Origin of the sequence: Aeromonas sp. 1HA1, assembly GCF_029237385.1 — a bacterium.
Classification (GTDB): domain Bacteria; phylum Pseudomonadota; class Gammaproteobacteria; order Enterobacterales; family Aeromonadaceae; genus Aeromonas; species Aeromonas popoffii.
In genome coordinates, this window is the sequence record NZ_JAACGC010000042.1 from 1 (window position 1) to 24089 (window position 24089).

The 24089-nt window shown below is 61.0% G+C and carries 17 protein-coding genes and 2 pseudogenes; 7 read left to right on the forward strand and 12 right to left on the reverse strand.

Translation table 11 applies throughout. The features are described 5' to 3' along the window. Positions 1 to 544: 544 nt before the first annotated feature. Together GWQ22_RS13585 and aguA are read right to left on the reverse strand one after the other, a co-directional pair. Positions 545 to 2248 carry an amidase gene (locus GWQ22_RS13585; RefSeq protein WP_275930622.1) on the reverse strand — a complete coding sequence of 568 codons (1704 nt, stop codon included), beginning with the start codon at positions 2246 to 2248 and terminating at the stop codon, positions 545 to 547. A gap of 127 nt (positions 2249 to 2375) precedes the next feature. After that, positions 2376 to 3473: an agmatine deiminase gene (gene aguA / locus GWQ22_RS13590; RefSeq protein ID WP_275930623.1), complete on the reverse strand. Its 1098-nt coding sequence runs from the start codon at positions 3471 to 3473 to the stop codon at positions 2376 to 2378. A 203-nt stretch (positions 3474 to 3676) separates the two neighbouring features. Between aguA and GWQ22_RS13595 the strand changes: the two genes are divergently transcribed. Then, entirely contained in the window at positions 3677 to 4630 is a 954-nt protein-coding gene (locus tag GWQ22_RS13595; RefSeq protein WP_275930624.1) for a LysR family transcriptional regulator, read from the forward strand. A gap of 203 nt (positions 4631 to 4833) precedes the next feature. On the opposite strand, the gene GWQ22_RS13600 is transcribed toward GWQ22_RS13595, so the two are convergent. Continuing rightward, positions 4834 to 5400 (reverse strand): TetR/AcrR family transcriptional regulator, encoded by a 567-nt coding sequence (locus tag GWQ22_RS13600; protein ID WP_042038898.1) that lies wholly within the window; start codon positions 5398 to 5400, stop codon positions 4834 to 4836. A gap of 187 nt (positions 5401 to 5587) precedes the next feature. On the opposite strand from GWQ22_RS13600, the gene GWQ22_RS13605 reads away from it, so the two are divergent. Further along, positions 5588 to 6625 (forward strand): alkene reductase, encoded by a 1038-nt coding sequence (locus GWQ22_RS13605; RefSeq protein WP_275930625.1) that lies wholly within the window; start codon positions 5588 to 5590, stop codon positions 6623 to 6625. A 140-nt stretch (positions 6626 to 6765) separates the two neighbouring features. Continuing rightward, positions 6766 to 7677 carry a GNAT family N-acetyltransferase gene (locus GWQ22_RS13610; protein ID WP_275930626.1) on the forward strand — a complete coding sequence of 304 codons (912 nt, stop codon included), beginning with the start codon at positions 6766 to 6768 and terminating at the stop codon, positions 7675 to 7677. Positions 7678 to 7724: 47 nt separating this feature from the next. Here GWQ22_RS13610 and GWQ22_RS13615 read toward each other — a convergent pair whose 3' ends face one another. The 4 genes and pseudogenes from GWQ22_RS13615 to GWQ22_RS21885 form a co-directional block, all read right to left on the reverse strand. After that, the gene (locus tag GWQ22_RS13615) at positions 7725 to 8168 is read right to left on the reverse strand and encodes a GNAT family N-acetyltransferase (RefSeq protein WP_275930627.1); all 444 of its coding nucleotides are present in this window, start codon (positions 8166 to 8168) and stop codon (positions 7725 to 7727) included. A 178-nt stretch (positions 8169 to 8346) separates the two neighbouring features. Further along, entirely contained in the window at positions 8347 to 9936 is a 1590-nt protein-coding gene (gene prfC / locus GWQ22_RS13620) for a peptide chain release factor 3 (protein WP_212513459.1), read from the reverse strand. Positions 9937 to 10233: 297 nt separating this feature from the next. Beyond that, positions 10234 to 10449: a diguanylate cyclase gene (locus GWQ22_RS13625; RefSeq protein WP_275930644.1), complete on the reverse strand. Its 216-nt coding sequence runs from the start codon at positions 10447 to 10449 to the stop codon at positions 10234 to 10236. Between the two features lie 118 nt (positions 10450 to 10567). Further along, positions 10568 to 12127 (reverse strand): annotated as a pseudogene (locus GWQ22_RS21885) (diguanylate cyclase); the annotation flags it as partial. Positions 12128 to 12322: 195 nt separating this feature from the next. Here GWQ22_RS21885 and GWQ22_RS13635 point away from each other — a divergent pair. Continuing rightward, positions 12323 to 12505 (forward strand): annotated as a pseudogene (locus tag GWQ22_RS13635) (diguanylate cyclase); the annotation flags it as partial. A 170-nt stretch (positions 12506 to 12675) separates the two neighbouring features. Here GWQ22_RS13635 and viaA read toward each other — a convergent pair. Next, the gene (gene viaA, locus GWQ22_RS13640; protein ID WP_275930628.1) at positions 12676 to 14130 is read right to left on the reverse strand and encodes an ATPase RavA stimulator ViaA; all 1455 of its coding nucleotides are present in this window, start codon (positions 14128 to 14130) and stop codon (positions 12676 to 12678) included. Then, positions 14131 to 15756 (reverse strand): ATPase RavA domain-containing protein, encoded by a 1626-nt coding sequence (locus tag GWQ22_RS13645; RefSeq protein ID WP_275930629.1) that lies wholly within the window; start codon positions 15754 to 15756, stop codon positions 14131 to 14133. It abuts the gene before it with no gap. Between the two features lie 238 nt (positions 15757 to 15994). Here GWQ22_RS13645 and GWQ22_RS13650 point away from each other — a divergent pair, with 238 nt between their 5' ends. Both GWQ22_RS13650 and rimI read left to right on the forward strand, forming a co-directional pair. Further along, positions 15995 to 16483, forward strand: a complete 489-nt coding sequence (locus GWQ22_RS13650) for a hypothetical protein (RefSeq protein WP_275930630.1) — start codon at positions 15995 to 15997, stop codon at positions 16481 to 16483. Positions 16484 to 16545: 62 nt separating this feature from the next. Further along, a complete protein-coding gene (gene rimI / locus GWQ22_RS13655; RefSeq protein ID WP_275930631.1) occupies positions 16546 to 16995 on the forward strand; it encodes a ribosomal protein S18-alanine N-acetyltransferase in 450 nt (149 codons plus the stop codon). Positions 16996 to 17001: 6 nt separating this feature from the next. Here the strand turns inward: rimI and GWQ22_RS13660 are convergent, their stop codons facing one another. Then, positions 17002 to 17547, reverse strand: a complete 546-nt coding sequence (locus tag GWQ22_RS13660; RefSeq protein ID WP_212513460.1) for a hypothetical protein — start codon at positions 17545 to 17547, stop codon at positions 17002 to 17004. 183 nt (positions 17548 to 17730) lie between these two features. Between GWQ22_RS13660 and GWQ22_RS13665 the strand changes: the two genes are divergently transcribed. Then, positions 17731 to 19521, forward strand: coding sequence for a long-chain fatty acid--CoA ligase (locus tag GWQ22_RS13665; RefSeq protein WP_275930632.1), 1791 nt, complete (start codon positions 17731 to 17733; stop codon positions 19519 to 19521). Positions 19522 to 19605: 84 nt separating this feature from the next. Here the strand turns inward: GWQ22_RS13665 and gshA are convergent, their stop codons facing one another. Both gshA and GWQ22_RS13675 read right to left on the reverse strand, forming a co-directional pair. Then, positions 19606 to 21204: a glutamate--cysteine ligase gene (gshA, locus tag GWQ22_RS13670; RefSeq protein WP_275930633.1), complete on the reverse strand. Its 1599-nt coding sequence runs from the start codon at positions 21202 to 21204 to the stop codon at positions 19606 to 19608. Positions 21205 to 21264: 60 nt separating this feature from the next. Further along, positions 21265 to 24078 (reverse strand): pitrilysin family protein, encoded by a 2814-nt coding sequence (locus GWQ22_RS13675; protein ID WP_275930634.1) that lies wholly within the window; start codon positions 24076 to 24078, stop codon positions 21265 to 21267. Positions 24079 to 24089: the final 11 nt, after the last annotated feature.

Genomic DNA, 24089 nt, shown 5'->3' on the forward strand with positions numbered 1-24089 from the left:
ATTGGCGAGGCCGATACCCTGGAAAAGCTCGAAGCCCTGCTGCCATGGAACGTCCCGCTGGAGCCGATTGCAAAAAAAGTGGCGCAATACGGTAAAGGCAAGTAGGTCGATTTAACGGCGCTTACGACGATTTAGACTAGAAGGAAGTGTTAGGCTGGTTGGTTTTACTATCCCTGATGATTTTAAAAACATAGAGCAAAACTCTTCAGGATTTAAATTCTGTACCAATACATTCTATGTTGTATTTTTAGATAAAGACCATCGCTTCTATAAAACAAAATAAAATGCCACATCATTTTGATATGTGAGCCACGCATCATTGACGGCTCACATATCATTGATGTAAATGGCTATTTATAGTGAATGAAATGCACATTACTCAGAGCCAAATTCTATTTATGGATAGGTAAACACCTCTACATTTTTACCGATTATGACCCCAACATTTTCTCTGTCTTCTGACGCAAAAAAAGACCACCCGCATCACAAGTGGTCTTTTGGTTTATAGCGAGATAAGCCCAAAATAATTAATTACTAATGGCGATCACCCCAACGGCGGCGTACGCGGCGGCACCTTACGCTTGCTGCCGGTGGACTCGAAGGCCGAGGCGACGCGCAGCAGGTTATTGTCGTCATAGGCGCGACCGGCGAAGGTCAGCCCCACCGGCATACCGATATCGGCCATCACCCCCATGGGGACTGTGACGGTCGGCACGCCGAGATGGCGAATGGCGAGGTTGCCGTTGGCGACCCAGATGCCGTTGCTCCAGGCGATATCGGCGGAGGCTGGATTCACGTCCGCGTCAGCCGGGGCAACGTCGGCGACGGTGGGGAACAGCACGGCGTCGAGCTTGAGCTCGTCCATCCACTCTTCCAGATCGAGCTTGCGAGTCTTTTCAAGGCCGCGCAGGCCGTCCGGCACAGAGGCAATCTCGTCAAAGCGCTTGATGCCGCGCTTGGCCATCTTGACGTACTCGTCCATGCCCGCCGCCAGATCGCCCTCGCGGTTCGGCAGGGTGCCCGGATCGTGGGGGAAGATCTTGGGCCCGTCGACATCCTCAAGCTTATTGAGCTTGGGATCGCCGTTGGCACGCAAGAAGTCGTCAAACGCCCAGCCGGAGAGCTCCCACAGCTCGTCGTTGAGAAACTCAGGGCTCACGATGCCGCGATTAAACACGGTCGGTGCGCCGGGTCGGTCCCCTTCGCAGTTGGAGACCAGCGGGAAGTCCACTTCGATGACTTCGGCGCCAGCGGCTTCCAGCGCCTGACGGGCCTGTTCCCACAGGGCAATCACCGACGGGCGGGTATGGATGCGCTGACCAGTCGGGCCGCCGATGCCGGGGTTGTCGCTGGTGCCTGCCAGTTCATCCTTGTTGATAAACATGCGCGGCACGCCGAGGCGCTTGCCCTTGAGGGCATCGGCCTTGGCGGCCAGATCCAGATAAGACGCCGGACGCACTTCAGAAGCCTTGGGCAGCTGCACCCAGGGTTGCAGGCGCCACAGATCGCCACGGGGATCGCTATCGTCGGCCACCACTACGTCGAGCACTTCCAGCAGATCGTTCATGGTGCGGGCATAGGGCACCACCACATCCATGGTCGGAGTCAGCGGCCAGTTGCCACGCACCGAGATGACGCCACGGGACGGGGTGTAGGCGCACAGGCCGTTGTTGGAAGCGGGGCCACGGCCGCTCGACCAGGTCTCTTCGGCCAGACCAAAGGCGGAGAAGCTGGCGGCGGTGGCGGTACCGGCGCCGTTGGAGGAGCCGGAGGCAAACGGCGCGGTCAGGTAGTCGGCGTTGTAGGGGCTCTCGGCACGGCCATAGACGCCGCGCTGCATGCCGCCATTGGCCATCGGCGGCATATTGGTTTTGCCCAGGCAGATGGCACCGGCGGCGCGCAGCCGCTCGACGGTAAAGGCATCGCGCTGAGCCACCAGATCCTTGAAGGCCGGGCTGCCGGAGGCGGCAGTCAGCCCCTTGACCAGATAGCTGTCTTTGGCGGTGTAGGGGATGCCGTCGAGCGGCCCCAGGGTTTCGCCACGGGCGCGGCGAGCATCGGAAGCTTGCGCCTCTTTCAGCGCATCGGGATTGTGCACCACCACGGCATTGAGGCGGGTTTGTGTCTCGGGGCCGTTGTAGGCCTCGATCCGGGCCAGATAGGCCTTGACCAGTTCGACCGCTGTGGTGCGGCCTGATCCGAGCGCGCCGCGCAGCTCGGCAATGGAAACCTCTGTCACTTCGATCATTGGGATCTCCTGTAAAAGGGTGACTGTTTGTCATGATGATCGCCGCATCAGCGCCTGCGACCATCACACCATCAAGAGATAAAACCCCACTGCGTGGGGTTTTGAATTTCTACACTCTTCGGCCAGCTTACTGACCTGAAGGGATCTGCTGAGTAATGCAGTGGATATTGCCACCGCCCAGCAGGATCTCTCGGGCCGGTACGCCGATCACCGTGTGCTCCGGGAAGATCTCTTCCAGCATGCGCTGAGCTTCGCCATCGGTGGCAGCATCCAGCAGCGGGTAGACGATGCGATCGTTGGTGATGAGGAAGTTCACGTAGGAGCCGGCCAGACGACCTTCTGCCTCGCGCGGCACACCGCTGCCGCTCTCGACGCCTGCGGACTCTTCCTCAGTGCAGTAGAGCGGGCCCGGCTGGGGCAGCTTCCACACTTTCAGCTTGCGACCCTTGGCATCGACCGCCGCTTCCAGCACCTTGAGGGCAGCCACGGAGCGGGAGTACTGGGGATCGTTCTCATCGTCAGTCCAGTGCAGGGCCACTTCACCCGGACGCACGAAGCAGCACATGTTGTCGATGTGGCCGTCGGTTTCGTCCATGTAGACGCCTTCGTCCAGCCAGATAAAGCTCTTCACGCCCAGATAGTCGCGCAGGTGGGCTTCGATCTGCGCTTTGCTCAGGTGCGGGTTGCGGTTTTCATTGAGCAGGCACTCGGCGCTGGTCAGGCAGGTGCCTTCGCCATCGACGTGGATGGAGCCCCCTTCCAGAATGAGCGGCGCGTCGTAACGCGCCATCTCGTGCTGTGCCAGCATCTGGGCCGCCACTTTTTCATCCTGATCCCAGGGGTAATAGAGACCCCCCTTGTGGCCGCCCCAGGCGTTGAAGCCCCAATCCACGCCACGGCACTCCCCTGCGGCGTTGGTGACTATGGTCGGGCCTGTATCGCGGGCCCAGCAGTCATCGCTGTTCATTTCGACCAGGGTCACGTGGGCGGGCATGATGGCGCGGGCCTGCGCCATAAACTGGGCTGGCACCCCCATAAAGACCGGGGTGGCGCCACCGATGGCATCCGCTACCTTGGCAAACGTGGATTGGGCGAAGCGACCGGCGACCCGCCAGTTGTCAGGGCGAAACGGCCAGATCATCCAGACGGCCTGCTGGTGCGCCCACTCGGCGGGCATGGTGAAGCCGTCGGCAACTGGGGTGGAGTTGATCGTCTTGATGCTCATCGCAATATCCTTGCGGGCCTGTGATGGCGATGCACGCCTCACAGGGCCGGTAAGAGGGAAAACGGGCGGGCCCCCACCCCGGCAGCGTGCCGAACGGGCGCCCCCTGGAAAAAATAAGCGTGGCCCGCAGTGTAAGAAGTTGCGCACCCATCCATCAAATGAATAGGATGGATTGTCCCATAAACACTGCCAATGACCCCACCATGAAACTACACCAGCTCGACCTCAATCTGCTGCTCGCCTTTGACGCCCTGATGGCACACGGCAGCGTCACCCGCGCCGCCGAGACACTTTTTATCAGCCAGCCCGCCATGAGCCACGCCCTCGGTCGGCTGCGCACCTTCTTCGGCGATCCGCTGCTGGTGCGTACCCCGCAGGGGATGCTGCCCACCCCGCGCGCCCAGCGGCTGCATCTGGGGGTGCAGCAGGCACTGCGACTGCTGGAGCAGCAGCTCTCCGACGAGGAGGTGTTCGAGCCGATCAAGTCCAAACGGCGCTTCGTGCTCTGCACCACGGATTACGTGGAGTGCGTGCTGATCCCGCCCCTCATTCAGCGTCTCAAGGGGCTGGCGCCCGGGGTCACCATCGAGATCCGCATCCTGCGCGATACCTTGCCGGAGGCGGAGCTGGCGAGCGGCGAAATCGATCTGGTGCTGGGCTTTGACGAATACATGCAGGTGCCGGGGTATCTGGGCAAGGAGACCTGGCTCACCGAGCCGCTGGCCGGGCTGGTGCGCGCCGATCTGCCGATTGCCAAGTCGGCCCCCGCCGGGGCCGAGGATGACCCCTCCCAGTGGCTGGAGCGCATCACTCTGCAGCAGCTTATCGCCATGCCCCATGTGTTCCACTCGCCCCTTGGCACCTCGGAGGCGAGCCTGGACCGCTATTTGCAGGGCCTCGGCCACGGCCGCACCATCTCGGTCAACAGCCAGAGTTATATGTCCGCCGCCGCCATCGTCAGCCAAAGCGACCACCTGCTGGTGCTGCCCAGCATGGTGGCCGATCTGCTCGCCAACCACTGGCCGCTCAAAAGCCTGCCCTTGCCTGCGGATGTGCCCGACTATCACCTCAACTGCGTCTGGCATCCCGTTCACGCGCAACAGCCCGCACTGGTGTGGCTCAAAGATTTGATGAAAGAGCTGGTGGGGCCGAGGTGACACTGCTGCGTCTGGCATGCCCCATCGGCATGCCCAACAGCCCGTGCTGGTGTGGCTGAAAGATGTGATGAAGGCGCTGGTGAGCCCGAGATAGACAGGCTCCCCCTCGGATGGGATCGGGTAATCCAAAGAAGAGGGTAGCGCCCCTCACCCCCCCCCTTCTCCCGCGAGGGGAAAAGGATGCAAACAACCCTGCGGCTGGCTTATGCCCGCAGGGCCGTCATCAGCTGGGTGACAACGCCATCGAGCAGGGCGCGGTCGGGGCGGCACTGGGCGAAGGTGACCAGGCCCTGAATGTTGATCAGCAGGAAGGCGGTCAGGGTCGGGATGTCGCGGTCGGCCATCAACTCCCCGCGCTGCCGGGCAAGATTCAGGAGCTGCGCCAGATCGGCCTCCAGCTCGGCATAGATAGCCTTGAGGCGCAGGTGCAGCTCTTCGTCCTGCTCCGCCAGCTCCATCAGGGTGCGCGTCACCAGACAGGTGCCACACAGGGCATCGTTCACTATCTGGCTGAGGTAGGCCTGTATCCCCGCCAGCGGGCTCTGGCCGGCAAAGAAGCCACGGCGCAGCGCGCTTTTTTCCTGCACATAGTGATCGACCGCCGCCAGCAGCAGGCCGCGTTTGTTGCCAAACGCCGCGTAGAGGCTGCCCGGATGCAACCCGGTCGCCGCCACCAGCTCCTGCATGGTGGTCTTGGCGTAACCCTTGGCCCGAAATGCCTCCATGGCATTTCGCAAGACGTCGTCCCGGTTGAACTCGGCGCTGCGCATGGTTTCTCCGTTGAACAAGCGATCACCGGCGCAGAGCCGATGAGAGGGAAACAAAAAGGGCGGCAAGTTTACCCCAGCGGGCAGGCAAGACCAACCCATCTTGAATGCTTGTTCAAAAAAGACTTGCACACAAAACAAAAAACGTCTTGAATGCTCGTTCAAGAATCACTCCCTCAGGACGACGCTCATGAATACCCTGTTTCAAGCCTATCGCCTCAACGACACCCTCACGCTCGCAAATCGCTTCATGATGGCCCCCCTCACCCGTTGCATGGCAGGCCCGGGCCTGGTGCCCACCGAGCAGATGGCCGCCTACTACGCCCGACGTGCCGATATCGGCCTCATCATCTCCGAAGCGACCATCATTCGTCCCGACGGCCAGGGCTATCCCAATACCCCGGGGATCTACAGCCCGGAGCAGATCGCAGGCTGGAAAAACGTCACCCGCGCCGTGCACGCCAAGGGCGGCAAGATCTTCGCCCAGCTGTGGCACGTGGGTCGCCTCTCCCACCCCTTCTTCCACCATGGTGAGGTGCTGGCACCATCCGCCGTCGCCCATAAGGGCACTGTACCGCGCATGCGCGAGCTGGAGTATCAGGTGCCCCGCTCCCTGACAGTGGCCGAGATAGGCCAGCTGGCCGAGGATTATGCCCAGGCCGCCGCCAACGCCATCGAGGCGGGCTTCGACGGGGTGGAGATCCACGGCGCCAACGGCTACCTCATCGACCAGTTCCTGCATCACACCACCAACCTGCGCACCGACAGTTACGGTGGCAGCCCGGAGAAGATGAGCCGTTTCGCACTGGACGTCGTGGATGCGGTCAACGCCCAAATCGGATCCGATCGGGTTGGTTTGCGCCTCTCCCCCGGTGCCTATGTGCACCTTGAGGGTGACCAGCGGGATCGCGCCGTGTTCGATTATCTGCTGGCCGAGCTGAACCAGCGTGCCCTGGCCTATGTGCACCTGGGCATCTTCGATGACAGCCTCACCTTCGACTATCTGGATGGTCACGCCTCCGACTACCTGCGCGCCCACTACGACGGTCATCTGGTGGGCGTCGGCAACTACAACGCCGACACTGCCCTGGATGCCATCAAGGCCAACCGCTTCGATCTCGTCGCCATCGGCCGCCCGCTGATCGCCAACCCGGACTACCTCGCCAAAGTGCAGAAGGGCGAGGCATTGACCCCCTATGCCGACGCCATGCTGGCAGAGCTGGTGTAAGCAGGCCAACCCTGCATTCTGGTTATCCAACGCACTGTTTGGGGCCTTTTGGGCCCCTTTTTTATGTGAAAAAAAAGGTTGCGCATTACAACCAATTGGTTATTTTAGTTGTCAATGACAACCAAATAGGAAACCCTGATATGGATCCCCGTCCCCTGCGCGCCCTGTCGCGCGATCTGGTGCGCGAACTCGGCATGCTCTCTCAACAGTGCGGCGAGCTGGCATTGACTCCGCTCGAAGCCCATCTGCTGATCGAGCTGGAGAGCGGCCCCGCCACCAACCAGCAGCTGGCAGAGCGGCTGCGCATCGACAAATCCAACGCCAGCCGTCCGCTGGCGCGACTCGCCGAGCGCGAGCTCATCAGCTGGCACCCGCACCCCTCCGACGGACGCAGCAAGGAGGCGCGCCTCACTATCGCCGGCCAGGCCCAGCTGCGGGACCTGCACCAGGAGATGGACAACGCCATGGAAGAGACCCTGGCCCAGCTCACCCTGAGCGAACGCGAGCAGCTGTGGGCCGGCCTGCACCTCTACCGCAGCGCCCTCTCCCGCACCCGCCGTCAGCAGGGCTACCGCATCCGTCCCATCACCGCCGCCGACAACCCCCATATCGCCAACGTGGTGCGCGCCGTCTCCGCCGAATACGGCCTCACCGCCGACAAGGGCTATGGCGTGGCCGACCCTGACCTCGATCGGCTGCACGAGACCTACCAAGGGGAGAAGAGCCGCTACTGGGTGATCGAAGGGCCCGATGGCACCATTCTGGGCGGTGGTGGTATCGCGCCGCTGGCGGGGGAAGAGGATCAGGTCTGCGAACTGCAGAAGATGTACTTCATGCCTTCCCTGCGCGGACTGGGGCTGGGACGGCGACTGGTGTTGCAGGCACTGGACGAGGCGAGAACCCTGGGTTACCAGCGCTGCTATCTGGAAACCACCGAGGTGCTGCGCGAGGCAACCACGCTCTACGAATCCCTCGGCTTCGCGCACCTGCCGGAGCCGCTCGGCCGCACCGGCCACGGGGATTGCGAGATCTGTATGGCCAAGGCGCTGTAGCGGCGGCCGCCTCCTTCTTAGACCTTCGCCCGCCAGGGGAGAAGCACCTAAACCCGTTGGGCATAGTGGTCAAAGGCAGTGATCTTTTGATACCCCTCTGATTCATAGAGTAATTTAGCGGGATGATTAGATATGCCCGTGGCCAGCTTTACGGTCAGCGCATCTGTCTCTTTGGCAAAACTTGCTACCCGTTTTAGCAGGGCCCTCGCCACTCCCTGCTGACGGGCCGACTCGACAACATAGAGATCATTGAGATACCACATCCGCTTCATTGCAACGGAAGAGAATGCGGGATAAAGCTGGGTAAAACCGATGCTTTTCCCCATCTCATTGCGAGCAAGAAAGATGACCGAATCGGCGGCGGTGAGGCGCTCGGCAATGAAACCGGTCGCGGCACCATGATCCGGATCCTGCCCATAAAACTGGCGGTAGGCATCAAACAACTGACTGGTTTCTTCAAGATGGGCCGGGGTGGCTTGGAGAATGTGCATGCTATGTCCTTATTGCTGATCTTTCCGAAATCTTCATGACGAAGCGAAATCCTATGTTGGTTTCGTATGGAAAAACAATGGGATATTGTGATCAGGAAGGGAATGATGACCATGTAAAAAGAGACCCCGCCGAAGCGGGGTCTCTTTTATCGTCAACCGACAGGCCAGCAGGCCATTATCAGTGCTCGCGAGTCTGGCGGAAGTGAACGTCCGGGTGACGCTCCTGAGACAGACGCAGGTTGACCATGGTCGGGGCTATGTAGGTGAGGTTGTCACCGCCATCCAGCGCCAGGTTCAGCTCGTTCTTGCGCTTGAACTCCTCGAACTTCTTGACGTCCGTCCCTTCCACCCAGCGGGCGGTGGAGACGTTGACGGCTTCGTAGATAGCTTCGACGTTGTACTCGCTCTTCAGACGCGACACCACCACGTCAAACTGCAGCACACCGACCGCGCCAACGATCAGATCGTTGCTGATGAGCGGACGGAACACCTGCACCGCCCCCTCTTCGGAGAGCTGAACCAGCCCCTTGAGCAGCTGCTTCTGCTTGAGCGGATCGCGCAGGCGAATGCGGCGGAACAGCTCGGGAGCGAAGTTCGGGATACCGGTGAACTTGAGATCTTCACCCTGGGTGAAGGTGTCACCGATCTGGATGGTGCCGTGGTTGTGCAGACCTATGATGTCACCGGCACAGGCTTCAACAGCCTGCTCGCGATCACCGGCCATAAAGGTCACGGCATCGGAGATGTTCACATCCTTGCCGATCCGCACGTGGCGCATCTTCATGCCCTTGGAGTAGGTGCCTGACACGATGCGCATGAAGGCGATACGGTCGCGGTGTTTCGGATCCATGTTTGCCTGGATCTTGAACACGAAGCCGGAGAATTTCTCCTCGGTCGCCTCAACCAGACGGCTCTCGGCCTTGCGCGGCATAGGCGCAGGGGCCCAGTCGGTCAGGCCATCCAGCATGTGGTCGACGCCGAAGTTACCGAGCGCAGTACCGAAGAACACCGGGGTCATGTCGCCGGCGATAAAGGCCTCGTGATCGAACTCGGGAGAGGCGCCCTGCACCAGCTCCAGTTCGCCACGCAGTTGGGCGGCAAGGTCTTCGCCGATGGCGGCGTCCAGCTCGGGGTTATGCAGCCCCTTGACTACCCGCTTCTCCTGGATGGTGTGGCCCTGACCAGTCTGATACAGATAGGTCTCGTCCTTGTAGAGGTGATAGACACCCTTGAAGGATTTACCACAGCTGATCGGCCAGGTAATGGGGGCGCACATGATCTTCAGCTCGCGTTCTACCTCGTCCATCACCTCCATCGGGTCACGTACTTCGCGGTCCATCTTGTTCATGAAGGTAAGGATCGGGGTGTCACGCAGCCGGGTCACTTCCATCAGCTTGCGAGTCCGGTCTTCAACACCTTTGGCGGCATCGATGACCATCAGGCAGCAATCCACGGCGGTGAGAGTACGGTAGGTATCTTCGGAGAAGTCCTCGTGACCCGGGGTATCAAGCAGGTTGACCAGGCAGTTGGAGTAGGGGAACTGCATCACCGAGGTGGTGATAGAGATACCACGCTGCTTCTCCATCTCCATCCAGTCGGATTTGGCGTGCTGGCCTGAGCCACGGCCCTTGACGGTACCGGCGCGCTGAATGGCCTGTCCGAACAGCAGGACTTTTTCGGTGATGGTGGTTTTACCCGCATCCGGGTGCGAGATGATCGCAAAAGTGCGTCTCTTGGAGACTTCACTCAGAAATTCAGCTGACATAATTCAACGTTCTTCTATTGAGCGATGGCATTTGCCACCGTGGGAATACATCCGGGATGCCGCATTCGACTCACGGCACATTTGCATGTATGCGGCATCAGGTCCGCCGGCATACACAGGACTGCAAGCAACTAACGCCACGCGGGCTGACATCGAGGCCAACCGGGTGGAACAGGGGAGGCTGGTTGCATTACATGGGTCTTCTCGCCTGAGTCAAAGCAAAATTGCGCGACATTATACCCGCGCGAGTGAAAAATACCCAGCCCGGCTTAGGGCCGTTCGCAAAGGGTGCCGGGCGACCTACTCGGCCCGCATCACCCGGTTGCGGCCAGCCTGTTTGGCCCTGTACATGGCCTCGTCGGCTCGCTGGATCAGCCCCCCCAGGTTGTCGTCGAGGGGGTGGTATTGAGCACAGCCTATGCTGACGTGCACCGGATGCGCCTGTGGCATCCCCTCGATGCGCAGCTGGGAGACCCGATGGCGGATCCGCTCCGCGACCTCGGCCGCTTCCGCCATGCAGATGTCGGGCAACAGAACCAGAAACTCCTCGCCACCATTGCGCCCCACCCTGTCCAGCGATGCACCTGGCAACGGCTGCCAGCACCTGATCCCCCATATGGTGGCCCAGCCTGTCGTTCACCTGCTTGAAGTGGTCTATGTCCAGGAGCAGCACGCTGAGCGGCTTGCCATTGTCTCTGGCCTGCCTGAACCACTCCTCACCCTTGGCCTGGATCTGACGGCGGTTGTGGATGCCGGTGAGGTCATCGGTCATGGCGAGCTGACGCAGCTTGCGAGAGCGCTTGAAAAGGTACAGCACCAGCATGCCCATAATCACCAGTAGCAGTATCACCACTGCATATTGCCATTGCCGCCGCTCCTGCAGCTGTTTTAACTGTTCGGCCTGAAGCAGCTGCCGGGTCTTGAGGGTCTGATTCTCCAGATCCTTGCGCGCCAGATCGAACTCCAGGCGGATCTGGGCCGAACGCTGTTCGTTAAGCAAATCATCCAGCTCGCTCTTTACCCGCACATACTGTTGGAGCGCCGCCAATGCACCATTCACCTGGCCCTGCTGCTCAAGAATTCTGGCCCTGGCCTGATAGATCCAGGCAAGAAAGCGCTGGTTCTGTTCCTGACTGAAGATAGATTCAGCCCGCGCCAGATAGTGCAGTGCCTGGTCGCCCTCCTTTTTGGTCTCCAGTGTCAATCCCATCACCAGTTGCCAGAGCCCCAACGTAGCTTCATCCGTATCTTCTTCATATCGATAGAGAACGGGCTTGGCCTGCTCCAACTTGATCAGCGCCTCGTCAATCCGGTTTAGATTCAGCAGGCTCCAAGCCAACTCGACCCTGATCCAGGCCAGATCCATTTCCCGTTGCTCCTGACGGTAATAACGTTCAGCCGCTTCGAGCAGAGGCAGGGCCTGTGCATAACGGTCCTCATCGGTATAAAGAATGGCCAGTAGGGTGCCCACATCGATGAGGCTGTTCTGATCGTGTCGCTGCTGATAAGCCTGCATCACCTCTTCAAAATACTCGTGGGCACGCACGTATATCCCCATGCGCCGATAGGTGTTGGCAATCTGTGCCAGCACCTTCAATCTCAACCCCTCCTGCCCCAGCGAGACATAACCATCATAGGCGGCAAGCAGGTCTATCAACCCCTGTGCCAGCACCCCCTGATAGGCAAACATGTCACCCCGATAGCTGAGCGCATCGCTTTTCAGACGGGGGTCATCAAGTGCCTCGGCCAGTCGCAGGGCAGCATCATAATCTGCCTTGGCTTGTGTCATATTGCCCAGCATCTGCTGATTGAAGCCCCGACAGATAAAGAGCCCGGCCTCCGTCTGTTTGTCATCCTGTCTACGAGCCAACGCCAGTTGCTGACTGGCGAAAGCAATGGTCATCTCATATTCGCTGGTGCGCTCGGCATCACGCGCCCAGCACTGCAAACCGGTGATACGACCCTGCAACGGTTGTGAGTAGCTGTCCCGATGAGCGGCCAACGCGGCTACCCGCAGCCGGAACACGCGCGGGGGAAGCGCATCATTTTCCAACTGGCTCAACTCCCCGACCAGTGCAGGCTCAGGCAAAGGGCCCCGGGCCGCCCACACAGGTGTCATCCACCCTGCGAGCAAGAGCAGCGGTATCAGACAAAGTGAAGCCATTGTATGAATCATGAGAAGAAACAAGCTCATTGCGGCGCAAACGTTGACTCATCATATCGCTCCTTGGGGGGCTCGCCAGCAAAACCTGTTGATACAGCCCGACCCGGGTCAGAAACCTGCCCGATGCAAGACGAGAGACGGACAGCAATATCATTTTGTCGCTCTTTACAGGCCCACAGCCAGCATCGACTATAAGCGGCATTTATCACCGAGAAGAGTGCCCTCATGACACACGAAGAGCTGCAGGCTGCCTATGACAAGCTGCTGCAGGAGAATGGGCGACTGAAGCGGCTGGCCGAGGATGCGCGGGAGAAGCTGGATGCCGCCATGGACGGCACAGGCCTGTGCATCTGGCAGAATCACGTCCCCACCGGCAAGCTCATCATCTTCAACCGGCGCTGGGGCTCGTCCATCTGCCCGGCATCTGAACATGGTCAAATGGGCTGCGGCCCCATCACCTTGACGGCGCGAATGACGACGTGGCTGCGGGGGAAACCGTCACGCCGCCGGTGTGGCTGGCGCTTGGCCTTTTGTGTGTCGGGGTAGTGCTGCTGGCCAGTCTGCCAGCACGGTGCGTGTCAGCTACGCTGCCAGCGGCGCAACAGGCGACCGCGCAGACCGCAGTCGAGTAGCCAGCTTTTATCGAACACCCGCAGCAACGCCGGCTTGGCGTGGCGTGACATGGCAACGGCGTTGAACCGGGTGCCACGGCCACGCTGACGGTCCATCAGCTCCACCAGCGAGGCAGGCAGGCGCTGAGCAATAAAGTCGGAGATCACCAGTACATCCGCCAGCTCGAAACCGGGTGCCTGTAACTGGTGCAGGGATGCGCTCAGGCAGGGCAGCAGATCCGTGCCGCCATTGAAGGTCATGGCCAGAAAACGCTGCGCCTCATCGAGGCCATCGGCATCAGTCAACTCGAAGGTCGCCACATCGGTGGAGAAGAGCATCACAAAGCAGCGCCGCTGCTCGGTCAGGGCAAGCTGCAACAGCGCCAGTGCCAGCGCCTTGGCGCACTGCTCAGGGTAACCGCCCATGGAGCCGGACGTATCGATACAGACAATCACTGGCCCCATGGGCTGCAACGCCTGATCACCCCGGGCCGTGGTACGGGGCAGCAACTGATGCCTCGGCAAGGTACCCCTGGTCTGATAACTGAGCAGGCGGCGTTCCAGATAGCGGCGGTAGAACTCCAGCTCCAGTTCGGGAACCCCCAGCATCACGGCTTCACTCGGCAGCATCCTCATCAAATCATTGGCCGGGTGGATCCCGACCAGATCATCGGGCACATCGTCACTTAACACCGGCTCCTGGATCAGGGTGGGCTGGGGTGGCTGGGGCCGCTGCAACTGCTCGTTATCGTGCAGACTGCGCCCCATGCTGTCGGCGATCTCCTGCAACATGGGCTCTTTACCCAGCATGGCGGCATATTGACGGATCAGCACCAGAGAAGCAGGCTGCCAGCGCCCCTGAGCCAGGTTCCACAAACCACCGGCCGTGCGCCGCTGGGGATCCAGCACTTGCTCCAGCTCCTCGCTGGCGCCAATCTGTTCCTCCAGCTCCTGCTGCAACCTGAGCCGCTCCGCCTCGGCCAGCTCCTGCTGCAAGCGCAGCAAGGCCCCCACCAGACTGGCCCGCCACCGATCAAGCAGCAATCGCCTGGCCCCTTCAGTGGGATGGTCCACCAACTGATGAGCCAGCTGACGTCCCTCGTCGGCAAAATCACTGCCCCGCTCCAGAGCACTGAGCAGGGTGGGCAACTCGGTCACCAGCTGGGCGAGATAAAGGGAAATGAAGTGCTGGTAGAGCAGAAATTCCTGCTCCAGCGTCGAAGGCACAGGGGTATGGGCTATGGTGTCATTCACCTGATGGCGCCAGCGCTGCAGCCGCTGTTTCAGGGAACGGCCCTGTGCCTTGCCTACCCGGATAAAACGGGAGATCTGGGTGCTCGCCAACAGGGCAACCACCATTTCAGTCACCATCTCCCCTTCCGAGAGCGCCAGCAGGGCGCTCATGGTGCCAATCTCGATCATTTACCCCGGCTCCCCGCACAACAGTGGCAAGCGCTGTTGCCACTGAGCCAGCAGATCGGCGGTTTGGTCAAGTTCACGGGCCTGGGTGAAAAAGCCTTCCTCAATAGTCACCAGCCAATGCGAGCCGAGAAAATGGTGAGGCTGGTGGTCATCAAAGCGATGACGCTGACGGCGCAACTCGGTGCGCAGGGCCACCAGTTGTTCACTCAGAGTGGCCAGCGTCTGGTACCAGGGAGCACTTATCAGCCCGGGCAAAGGCTCACGGCACACCAGCACCAGAGGAATGGGATGACGCTGGCTGTCGAGCAGGTTGAGACGTTGGCTGCTGTCGAGCTCAAGCTCCAGGGTCAACCCTGTCTTGCTGCCCGCGGGATGAAAGAGCACCTTGTCGCCACCAAACTGCCAGTGACCCAGTACCACCTTGTCACACTCCAGTGTCTCTACCAGCAGATCCGGCTCCTCCGGGCTCAGCCGGGCAGGGGTGAGCAGGTGCAACTGGATTTGCAAGCCACGCGCCCCTTCCTTGCGGGCCTCATCCAGCGGCAATTGCCACCCCTTGCTGCGCTTGCCCAGCATCCCCCTGTGGGGCTCGGCCTTGAGTGCCAACCGGGCACTTATTTGTTGTTGCAACGCCTGCAAGGCCGAGGTGATGGCCATATGACGGACAATCAGTGACTGCTGCCGGTAACAGTGCAGACGGGCAAACTCTTCCATCAGCGTCAGCAAGGCGGTACGACTCTCTGCGTTATGCCAGAGACAATCTTTCAGCAACAGCAGATCCAGCGGTGCCACCTCCCGCCTGCCATGGAAGAAAGCACTGGCCTTGCACAGGCGTACCGCCTTTTTCCAACGCCGATCCGAAACGTAGCAAGGCTCATCGCTCATGTTGTCGAGCCGCTGCCGCAGTTGATAAACAAGTTCGAACACCTCGTCGGGCAGCACCACTTGCTCTATCTGCTGTTGCCACAACTCATACTCCTCACTCCTGACTTGCAGGGCGGGAGAGAGGTGACGGGGAGAGACGCCATCACTGGACAACATGGCCTGGAAGTTGGCCTTCTCCTGCACCCTGTCCATCCAGACGCGCACCAGCATGCGATCGTAGAGCGCCTCCAGCCCGCTGTCCGGCGCCGGCAGCTCGTTGGAGGCGGTCACCAGCAGCCGCATGGGGATGGGGTGCTGGCTGTCGCCGTTGCGAAACTGTCGCTCGTTGATGGCGGTGAGCAGGGTGTTGAGGATGGCGGGGCCCGCCTTCCAGATCTCGTCGAGGAACACCACCTCGGCTTCCGGCAGGTAGCCCGTGGTCAAGCGCAGGTACTTGCCATCCTCCTTCAGCGCCTGAATGGAGAGGGGGCCGAACACCTCCTCCGGCGTACTGAAGCGGGTCATCAGGTATTCGAAGTGACGCGCCTCGTGGAAGGCCAGCTTGAGACGACGGGCGATCAGGCTCTTGGCGATACCGGGCGGGCCCAGCAAGAAGACACTCTCGCCGCTGAGGGCAGCCAGCAGACCGAGCCGCAGGGCATCCTGGCGCTCATACAATCCTTCTCCGAGTGCCGACAGCAGGCCTGGCAAGCGTTCATGAATGGGGGCAAGGCAAAGATTCTGTTGTGCTAAAGGTGGCATAAGCGCACTTCCGATACTGGGGTTGTCTGGAACCGGCACACCCGCAACTCGATCGAATGTTCCCTGTTCTGCTTATTGTATTGTGTCGAGGCCACCTGCGGACAAAACCGTCTGGCGCATGGGCGCTGGGCCACCACTCCTGGCTAAAACATACCGCAAAAGATGCAGCAAAACGCGTTCGAGTGTACCCTGCGCAGAGCTTTTTTCACCAATGCAAATCAAGACAGAGCCACAGCCCATGCAAGATCCCGTGCGTCAGAGCACACATCAGGCGCCATCCCTTGAGCCAAGCGGCCTCACGCCCGATCTGATGCGTCAAACCCTGTTGGCCCGTATGGGGATACAGAGCTGGCAACTGCGCCGCCCGGCCCTGCTGGGGGTCCATACAGCCCCAGGCAACCAGGAAACCGTCGAGCCGGCCCCTGCTCGGGATGCGCCTTACGTCGCACTGGCCCAACCTGAGCTCGACACGCCGCCGGCCGGCAAGCTCTGGATCCTGGCCCCTCGCCTGCCCGCCCCGACCCTGCTGGCAGATCTGTGCCAGTTGCTCGGCATCGCCGTCGACGAGGTGACGCTGCTGACCAGGCTGCCCACCGGGCACAGGCCACCCCAGCTCTGGCTGGAACTGGCCGATCCCGCCTGGCCCGATGCGCTGGTCTGCCCGCTCACGCCGACACCGGCCCAGAAACGGGCGCTGTGGCAGCAACTCAGATCGCGCCTCGGTTAAGCAACCCTGTTGCCCGGATCTGCCCCTTTCCTTCCGCCGCCCCGACCCAACCCGGAGTCACCATGCCTGAGTTTCGTCCCCTGCTCGAGACAGATTTCGAGCTGATTTACCCCATAGAACAGGCCGCCCACAAGGAGCCCTGGAGCCAGGCAAACCTGATCTCCTGCTTCGGGCCGCGCTATCTCAATGGCTTGATGCTGCTGGATGGCCGCCCCGCCGGTTTCTACATCTCGGATCTGGTGGCGGGCGACAGCTCGCTGATGAACATCTGCGTACACCCCGACTGTCAAGGCAAGGGGCTGGGACGGGCGCTGTTGAAGGAATATCTGACGCGCAGCAAGGCGAAGGGGGCCGAGGCCTGGTTCCTGGAGGTGCGCGACAGCAACCGGACCGCCATCGGCCTCTATGAGAGCGCAGGATTTGCCGAGTATTGCCGCCGGGCCGACTACTACGGTACCGGCCAGGATCGGGAAGACGCCGTGCTCATGTCACGTCTGTTCGACTTCGGCTAGGCCGCCTCACAGCAGCGGCGCATTGTCGAGAGCCGGATCCTGCAAACTCTGGGTGGTGTGCAGCACGGCTTCAAAACCAGCCGCCGACAACGGCATGAAGAAGCCGCGCTGCCAGGTGACACCCGGCATCCAGATCTGCTGGAGATCCACCACTATCTTGATGGGCTTGAGCGGTTCCCCCGGCTGCTGCACATAGATGCCGGGCAGGGTCACCACCTGCGGGAAGCTGCGCAGTATGTGCTCGCTGCCATCCCCCGCATCCGGATTGAGCCGCACCTTGACCAGCCTGGCCAACACGGGCGCCATCTCCTGTGACTGCCACAATGTGGCGTCCAGCAGCATGCAGCGTCGGCACTTGGCACGCTCGATCACATAGAGCAGTGGATAGCCCTTGAGCTGGGCCAGCTGCTGCGCCCTGGCGTATCCGTCGGCGCCGCTCAGCCAGGGGTTGTCTTCCTCGCTGGCCATATCCCCCAGCGCAAACCAGAGCCCGCCAGCCCCGGCCAGCAACAGCAATACCCCTGTGACCACCCCCTTGATCCCGACACTCATAGCAACCCCCAAACGAATCCAATTCATCACCCCCCATCATGCCTCAAGTTTGCCCTGATTGCTGACTTTGTGATCCAAGACAAACGGCGCACACTTGTAAGCTGTAATCTTAGAGTTTAAACTCCAGCGCAATTTTGTGGTGCCCCTGCGGGCGTACAACTGTTACTTGAGGATGTTTGACTGATGCCGAAACTCCATCTGGTTCGACTGATGCGTGAACGTATCGCCCGGCTTGGCAACAAGGCCGCCCTGCGCGTACAACAGGATGGCCAATGGCGTGCCATCGGCTGGCGCACTCTGGGACAGGCCATGGACTACTGCGCTCAGGCGCTGATCCGCGCCGGCCACCAGCCCACCGAAATGGTCGGCCTCTACGCCCGCAACATGCCGGAGTGGACCCAGGCCGATCTCGGCATCCTCGCCGCCCGCGGTGTCAGCGTGCCTATCTACCCCACCAGCACCCTTGAGCAACTGCGCTATATCGTACGCGATGCCAACATAGGTCTGCTGTTCGTCGGTGAACAGGCCCAGTTCGATCAGGCGCTCACGCTGTTGAAAGATGGCGAGATCCGCCAGATCGTCGCCCTCGATGGCAAGGTCAACCTGCGTGACTGCCCAGAGGCCAGCCACTTCCAGGCCTTTCTGGTCTCCGGCAACCATCAGGCCAGCGAGCAGGAGTTGCGGGCACGGGAAACCCAGTACCGGATGGATGACTTGCTGACCCTCATCTACACCTCGGGCACCACGGGTGAACCCAAGGGGGTTATGCTCGATTTTGCCAACATCGCCGCCTGCTTCGAGATGCACAACAGCCGCCTCGATCTCAACGAGCAGGATGTGTCGCTGTGCATGTTGCCGCTCAGCCACGTGTTCGAGCGAGCCTGGACCTACTACGTGCTCTACTGCGGCGCCGAGAACGTCTATATCCGCGATCCGCAGAAGGTGATGGATGTCATCGGTGAGGTGCAGCCGACCGTCATGTGCGCCGTGCCGCGCCTCTACGAGAAGGCCTACGCCATGATCCAGGCCAAGGTGGCTCAGGCGCCACGCCTGCGTCGTGCCCTGTTCGGCTGGGCCACCGGCGTCGGCAAACAGCTGGTCACCAGCCGTCAGGCTGGCAAGGCGACCTCGCCGCTGCTTTACGCCCAGCTCTGGCTGGCGGAGCGGCTGGTGTTTCGCAAGCTGCACGCCCGCTTCGGTGGTCGCACCCGCTTCCTGCCGGTGGCAGGCGCCCGTCTGGCCGACGACGTGAACTTCTTCTTCCAGGCCATGGGGCTCAACCTCAAGTACGGCTACGGCATGACTGAGACCACGGCCACCGTCTGCTGTTACGAAGACAACCAGTTCAAGCTGGGCTCCATCGGCACGGCCCTCAACGGCATAGAAGTGAAGCTGGGTGAGAGCAACGAGCTGCTGGTGCGTTCCCCGACCGTGATGCGCGGCTACTACAACAAGCCCGACGCCACGGCCGAGGTGATGACCGAAGACGGCTTCCTGCGTACCGGCGATGCGGGCGAGCTCGACAGCGACGGCAACATCTACTTCACCGAGCGTCTCAAAGAGCTGATGAAGACCTCAAACGGTAAATACGTGGCACCGCAACTAGTAGAGGGGACCATCGGCAAGGATCGCTTCATCGAGCAGATCGCCATCGTCGCCGATGCCCGTCACTTCGTCTCGGCGCTGATCGTGCCCTGCTTCGAGTCGCTGGAGGAGTACGCCCGCTCCATCAACCTGCAATACCAGTGCAAGACCGAACTGCTGCGCCACTCCCGGGTGATGGAGTTCTTCGATGCCCGCATCCAGGATCTGCAAAAGGAGCTGGCCAAGTTCGAGCAGGTGAAGAAGTTCACCCTGCTGCCAAGCGCCTTCTCCATGGAGCTGGGGGAGATCACCCCCACCATGAAGCTGCGCCGCAAGATCATCGAATCCAAGTACCAGAGCGAGATCGAGGCCATGTATAACCATGTCTGATTACAACCACGCCTGATCCCGCACAGGTTCAAGGAAATAAAAAAGCCGCTACTCGAGCGGCTTTTTGTTTGTGCGTACCTGGCATCAGGCTGTCGTCGTGCTGGTACCGAAATAATCGGCCAGGAAGTCGTCAAACGACAGGCTGTCGCTGCGTTCCCGCTCCCGCTGCTTGGCGAGGGACTCGCGCGCCTCGGCGGCGAAGTAGGCAGGATCCCAGTACTGCAAATCGCCTGCCAGCATCTCTTCCCGATAGCGGCTCGCCAGCTCGTCGCCGGAGCAGCCGTTGTCCTGACCGCTCTCCAGCAACTGCTTGAGCAGGCGGGCTGAGTAGGTCAGCTCCGGGTTGAGCAGCTTCTCCCTGTGCATGGCCAAGGTCTCGCGGTAGTCGTTGCGGCCACAGCAGCGATCCAGCAGATCGGCCACCTGAGCCAATTCGTCGAACAGCTTGACGCCGTGCTCCTTGAGGCCGATGGCGTTGCCCTGCTCATCTTCCAGCTCCAGGCCGGGGCGACGCCCCTCCAGCACCACCTTGTTCTGGTTGCGGCGATTGCGGGCCATCTCCTCGTCACTCAACACGGGGGACGGGCGCAACAGGCACCAGACCAGGAACAGATCGAAGAAGCGGATCTGATCCACATCTATGCCGAACGGGGTGAAGGGGTTCACGTCCACGGTGCGCAGCTCTATGTATTCGATGCCGCGCTGCTCCAGCGCATCCGAAGGTTTCTCGCCGCTACGCGGGGTGCGTTTGGGCCGGATCGGTGCATACAGCTCGTTCTCCAGCTGCAGCACGTTGTCGTTGAGCTGACGGTACTCGCCATTCACCTTGACCCCTATCTTGGCGAAATCAGGATCATGGGTGTTGATGGCACGACGCAGGCTGCTCACATAAGCGGGCAGGTTGTCGTGGCTGATCTTGAGACCCGCCTGCGCGCTGTTGGTGTAACCAAGATCGGACAGGCGCAGCGCGGTAGCATAGGGCAGATAGAGGGTGCCCTTGCCGATCTTCTGGAACGGCAGGTTGCTCTTGCGCCCCTTGAGGAAAGAGTCGCAGATGGCCGGCGAGGCGCCGAACAGATAGGGCACCAGCCAGCCGAAGCGGTAGACGTTGCGAATCAGCCCCATGTACTTGTCAGAAATGAAGCGCTGGCTGCAACAACCCTCACACACCAGATCCTGCCACTCGCTCCAGAAGCTGTCCGGCATGGAGAAGTTGAAGTGCACACCGGCGATCACCTGCATCAGGCTGCCGTAGCGGTTCTTCAGTCCCTGCCGGTAGAGGGTCTTCATTTTGCCGATATTGGAGCTGCCGTATTGGGCCAGCCGTATGCTCTCCTCATCACCAACGAAGCAGGGCATGGAGAGCGGCCAGATACGCTCGTCACCAAGATGATGGATGGCGTGGCGATGGATGTCGCCCAGCTGTTCGAGCAGGCTGTCGATAGAGTCGGTGGCCGGGGTAATGAACTCCAGCAGGCTCTCCGAGTAGTCGGTGGTGATGTTGGCATGGGTCAGGGCCGAGCCCAGACTCCTGGGGTGATCCCTCTGGGAGAGGGTCCCTTCCGGCGTGATGCGCAGACATTCACGTTCGATCCCGCGCCGGATCCCCTTGAGGGCCGTCAGCCGTTCCGGCGAACCCAGGGCGGTCAACAATTCGGTGAGTGACAAGCTAGTCGTGGTCATATTCACAGCTCAAATGTGTGGCCGCCCCACAGGGGGGCGGCACTATTTTATGAAGCGCCCTCAGGGCAGCTGCAGCGGATAGATGGGAAGATGAAGCTCCTTCAGGGTTTTTTCAAGCTTTTGCTTGTCGCCCACCACCACAATCACCATGTCGGCCGGATCGAGCCAACGGGCGGCGCTGGCTTTGAGCACCTCGGGTGACACCGTTTTGATCAGCTGATTCTGGGCCTGCACATAGTCAGGCTTCAGGTCATACATGATCATCTGCAGCAGGAAGCCAGCCTTCTGGCTAAGGGTTTCGTAAGAGAGTGCATCCTGCTGGGAGACGGCGCTGCGCATGTAGTCCAGCTCCACCGGGGTCGGGCCGGTCGTGCGATAGCCCTCCATCTCGTTGAGGAACTGACGGATGGCATCCACGGTCGCATCAGCCCGCACATTGGCGCCGGTGGCGAAAGTGCCCACCTCGCGATTAGCGGAGAAGCCCGAGCTGGCACCGTAGGTGTAGCCCTTGTCTTCCCGCAGGTTGAGGTTGATGCGGCTGTTGAAGTTACCCCCCAGGTTGAAGTTCATCAGCCCTGCGGTGAAGTAATCTCCCGTGGTATCGAACGGCATGGCGCGGCGGCCGATGCGGATCACCGACTGGGGCGCCCCCGGCTTGTCCACCAGGTAGATGCCCGGCTTGGCCTGTTCACCCTTGGGCTTGAGGCTGCCAAGGGTTGGCGCGGACCCCGCCCACTGGGTCAGGAAGCCGAGTTGCTCCTCCACCTGGGACTGGGCCACGTCCCCCACCACCACCACCTTGGCGTTGGTCGGGTTGTAGTAGTTCTGATAGAAGCGCTTCACGTCCGCCAGGGTCAGCTTCTCGACATCAGCCAGCACGCCATCACTGGGCTGGCCGAGGCGATTTTCCTTGCCATAGACCAGCTCGCGGAACGCCTGGCTGGCCAGCCACTCGGGCTGCTGCTCGCTCTGCTTCATCCCCTGCAACAGCTGCGCCTTGACCCGTTCGAAGTCGGCCTCGCGCATGCCGGGCCGCTCATACATCTCACGCACCAGCGCCAGGGTCTGCGGCAGCTTGTCGGCCAATGAGCTGATGGTGATGAGGTTGCTGTACTGGGCACTGGAGACGCTGACACTGGAGCCGAGCTTTTGCAGCTCGTCGCTGAGCTGGGCCTCGGTCAGGCGCACCGAGCCCTGTCCCATCATGCTGGCGGTGAGGTTGGCGAGCCCCAGCTCTCCCTTGCCTTCGGCCCGTATACCGCCCGGCAGGGCGATCATGATGGAAACGGCCGGGATCTCGTCACTCTGGGTACCGATGATCTCGATCCCCTTGTCGAGCTTACCGTGCCAGATGGCGGGCACCTTGACGCTGACCGCATCCGCCGCCTTGGGCTGCACGCTGCGATCGAAGGTGTCCTTGACCGGGCGCAGCGCCAGCGGCTCCCCATGCTGACTGTAATCGGGCAGCTCGCGCTTGGCGGGAGTGAAGTTCGGCTTGGCCACCTGCCAATCCGTCTTGCCCTTGGGCACCACGCTCAGCACCACGGCCGGCTTGTCCACGATGAACTTTTCATAAGCCGCTTTGACCTGCTCCGGGGTCACCTTGCCGATGGCATCCAGTCGCTTGAATACGTAGTTGGGATCCTGGGCAAACACCTGGCCCATGGCAAGCTGGCTCACCTTGCCGGAGACGCTGTCGAGCCCCCAGATGGCCGAGGCGCGATAGCTGTTGATGGCTTTTTCCAGATCCTCTGGCTTGAGGCCGCGACCGGCAAACTCGCCGATCACCTTGTCCACTTCCCCCTTGAGGGTCTTGAGGCTGCCATCCACCGCCGGGTTGGGATAGGCGTAGACGGTCAGGGTGCAGGCTAGCTCCTCGCAGTAATGGGAGGCGCCAACGTCGATGGCCTTGCCGGTTTTCACCAGCGACTGGTAGAGCATGGAGCTGGCGGAGCCGCCGAGCACGTCGGCAAACATGTCCAGCGCCGGCTCCTGCGGATCGCCAAGGGCAACGGTCGGATAGCTGATGTAGAGCAACGGCAGATGGACCTTGTCCTCCAGCGTCAGGTAGCGGGTGTCGGGCAGGGTCACCGGCTCAGGGGTCGGCTCGGCCACGTCAGGGCCACGCGGGATGGAGCCGAAGTACTGTTCGATCCAGGCCAGTGCCTGTTTGGTATCGAAATCGCCGCCCAGGGTCAGGGTGGCGTTGTTCGGACCGTACCAGCGCAGGAAGAACTGCTTGAGGTCATCCACCCCGACCCGGTCCAGGTCCTCTACATAGCCGATGGGCTGCCAGGAGTAGGGGTGGGTGCGCGGGTAGAGCGCCTCCCCCACCTTCTCGCTCACCAGCCCGTATGGCTGGTTATCGACCCGCTGGGCGCGCTCGTTCTTGACGGTGGCGCGCTGGATCTCAAACTTCTTCTGGCTCACCGCATCGAGCAGGAAGCCCATGCGATCCGCCTCCAGCCAGAGCACCTTCTCCAGCTGATTGGCCGGCACCGTCTCGTAGTAATTGGTACGATCCTTGTTGGTGGTGCCGTTCATGTCGCCACCCGCCTCGTTGATGATCCGCATGTGCTCCTGATCGCCAACGTGTTTTGAGCCCTGGAACATCATGTGTTCGAAGAAATGGGCGAACCCGGACTTGCCCACCTGCTCGCGGGCCGAGCCCACATGATAGGTGACGTCGAGATGCACCAGGGGATCTGACTTGTCAGGCGCCAGGATCACGGTCAAACCGTTGTCCAGCCTGAACATCTGGTAAGGAATGCCAAGCTTGCCCTCTTCCTTGACCTGCTCGGACACCAGGATGGGGGCGGCCAGCACAGGCAGGGTGAAACCCAGCAGAATACTTAATGGAATGAGTTTGTTCACGGTTACCTCGT

What these genes read in the sequence shown, in the direction of transcription:
- gshA (WP_275930633.1), bottom strand. Translation starts at nt 21,204, where the DNA reads ATGACCACGACTAGCTTGTCACTCACCGAATTGTTGACCGCCCTGGGT.
- GWQ22_RS13625 (WP_275930644.1), bottom strand. Translation starts at nt 10,449, where the DNA reads ATGGCGGAAGCGGCCGAGGTCGCGGAGCGGATCCGCCATCGGGTCTCC.
- GWQ22_RS13660 (WP_212513460.1), bottom strand. Translation starts at nt 17,547, where the DNA reads ATGAGTGTCGGGATCAAGGGGGTGGTCACAGGGGTATTGCTGTTGCTG.
- GWQ22_RS13615 (WP_275930627.1), bottom strand. Translation starts at nt 8,168, where the DNA reads ATGCACATTCTCCAAGCCACCCCGGCCCATCTTGAAGAAACCAGTCAG.
- GWQ22_RS13645 (WP_275930629.1), bottom strand. Translation starts at nt 15,756, where the DNA reads ATGCCACCTTTAGCACAACAGAATCTTTGCCTTGCCCCCATTCATGAA.
- GWQ22_RS13610 (WP_275930626.1), top strand. Translation starts at nt 6,766, where the DNA reads ATGGATCCCCGTCCCCTGCGCGCCCTGTCGCGCGATCTGGTGCGCGAA.
- GWQ22_RS13650 (WP_275930630.1), top strand. Translation starts at nt 15,995, where the DNA reads ATGCAAGATCCCGTGCGTCAGAGCACACATCAGGCGCCATCCCTTGAG.
- GWQ22_RS13600 (WP_042038898.1), bottom strand. Translation starts at nt 5,400, where the DNA reads ATGCGCAGCGCCGAGTTCAACCGGGACGACGTCTTGCGAAATGCCATG.
- GWQ22_RS13665 (WP_275930632.1), top strand. Translation starts at nt 17,731, where the DNA reads ATGCCGAAACTCCATCTGGTTCGACTGATGCGTGAACGTATCGCCCGG.
- viaA (WP_275930628.1), bottom strand. Translation starts at nt 14,130, where the DNA reads ATGATCGAGATTGGCACCATGAGCGCCCTGCTGGCGCTCTCGGAAGGG.
- GWQ22_RS13595 (WP_275930624.1), top strand. Translation starts at nt 3,677, where the DNA reads ATGAAACTACACCAGCTCGACCTCAATCTGCTGCTCGCCTTTGACGCC.
- aguA (WP_275930623.1), bottom strand. Translation starts at nt 3,473, where the DNA reads ATGAGCATCAAGACGATCAACTCCACCCCAGTTGCCGACGGCTTCACC.
- GWQ22_RS13585 (WP_275930622.1), bottom strand. Translation starts at nt 2,248, where the DNA reads ATGATCGAAGTGACAGAGGTTTCCATTGCCGAGCTGCGCGGCGCGCTC.
- rimI (WP_275930631.1), top strand. Translation starts at nt 16,546, where the DNA reads ATGCCTGAGTTTCGTCCCCTGCTCGAGACAGATTTCGAGCTGATTTAC.
- GWQ22_RS13605 (WP_275930625.1), top strand. Translation starts at nt 5,588, where the DNA reads ATGAATACCCTGTTTCAAGCCTATCGCCTCAACGACACCCTCACGCTC.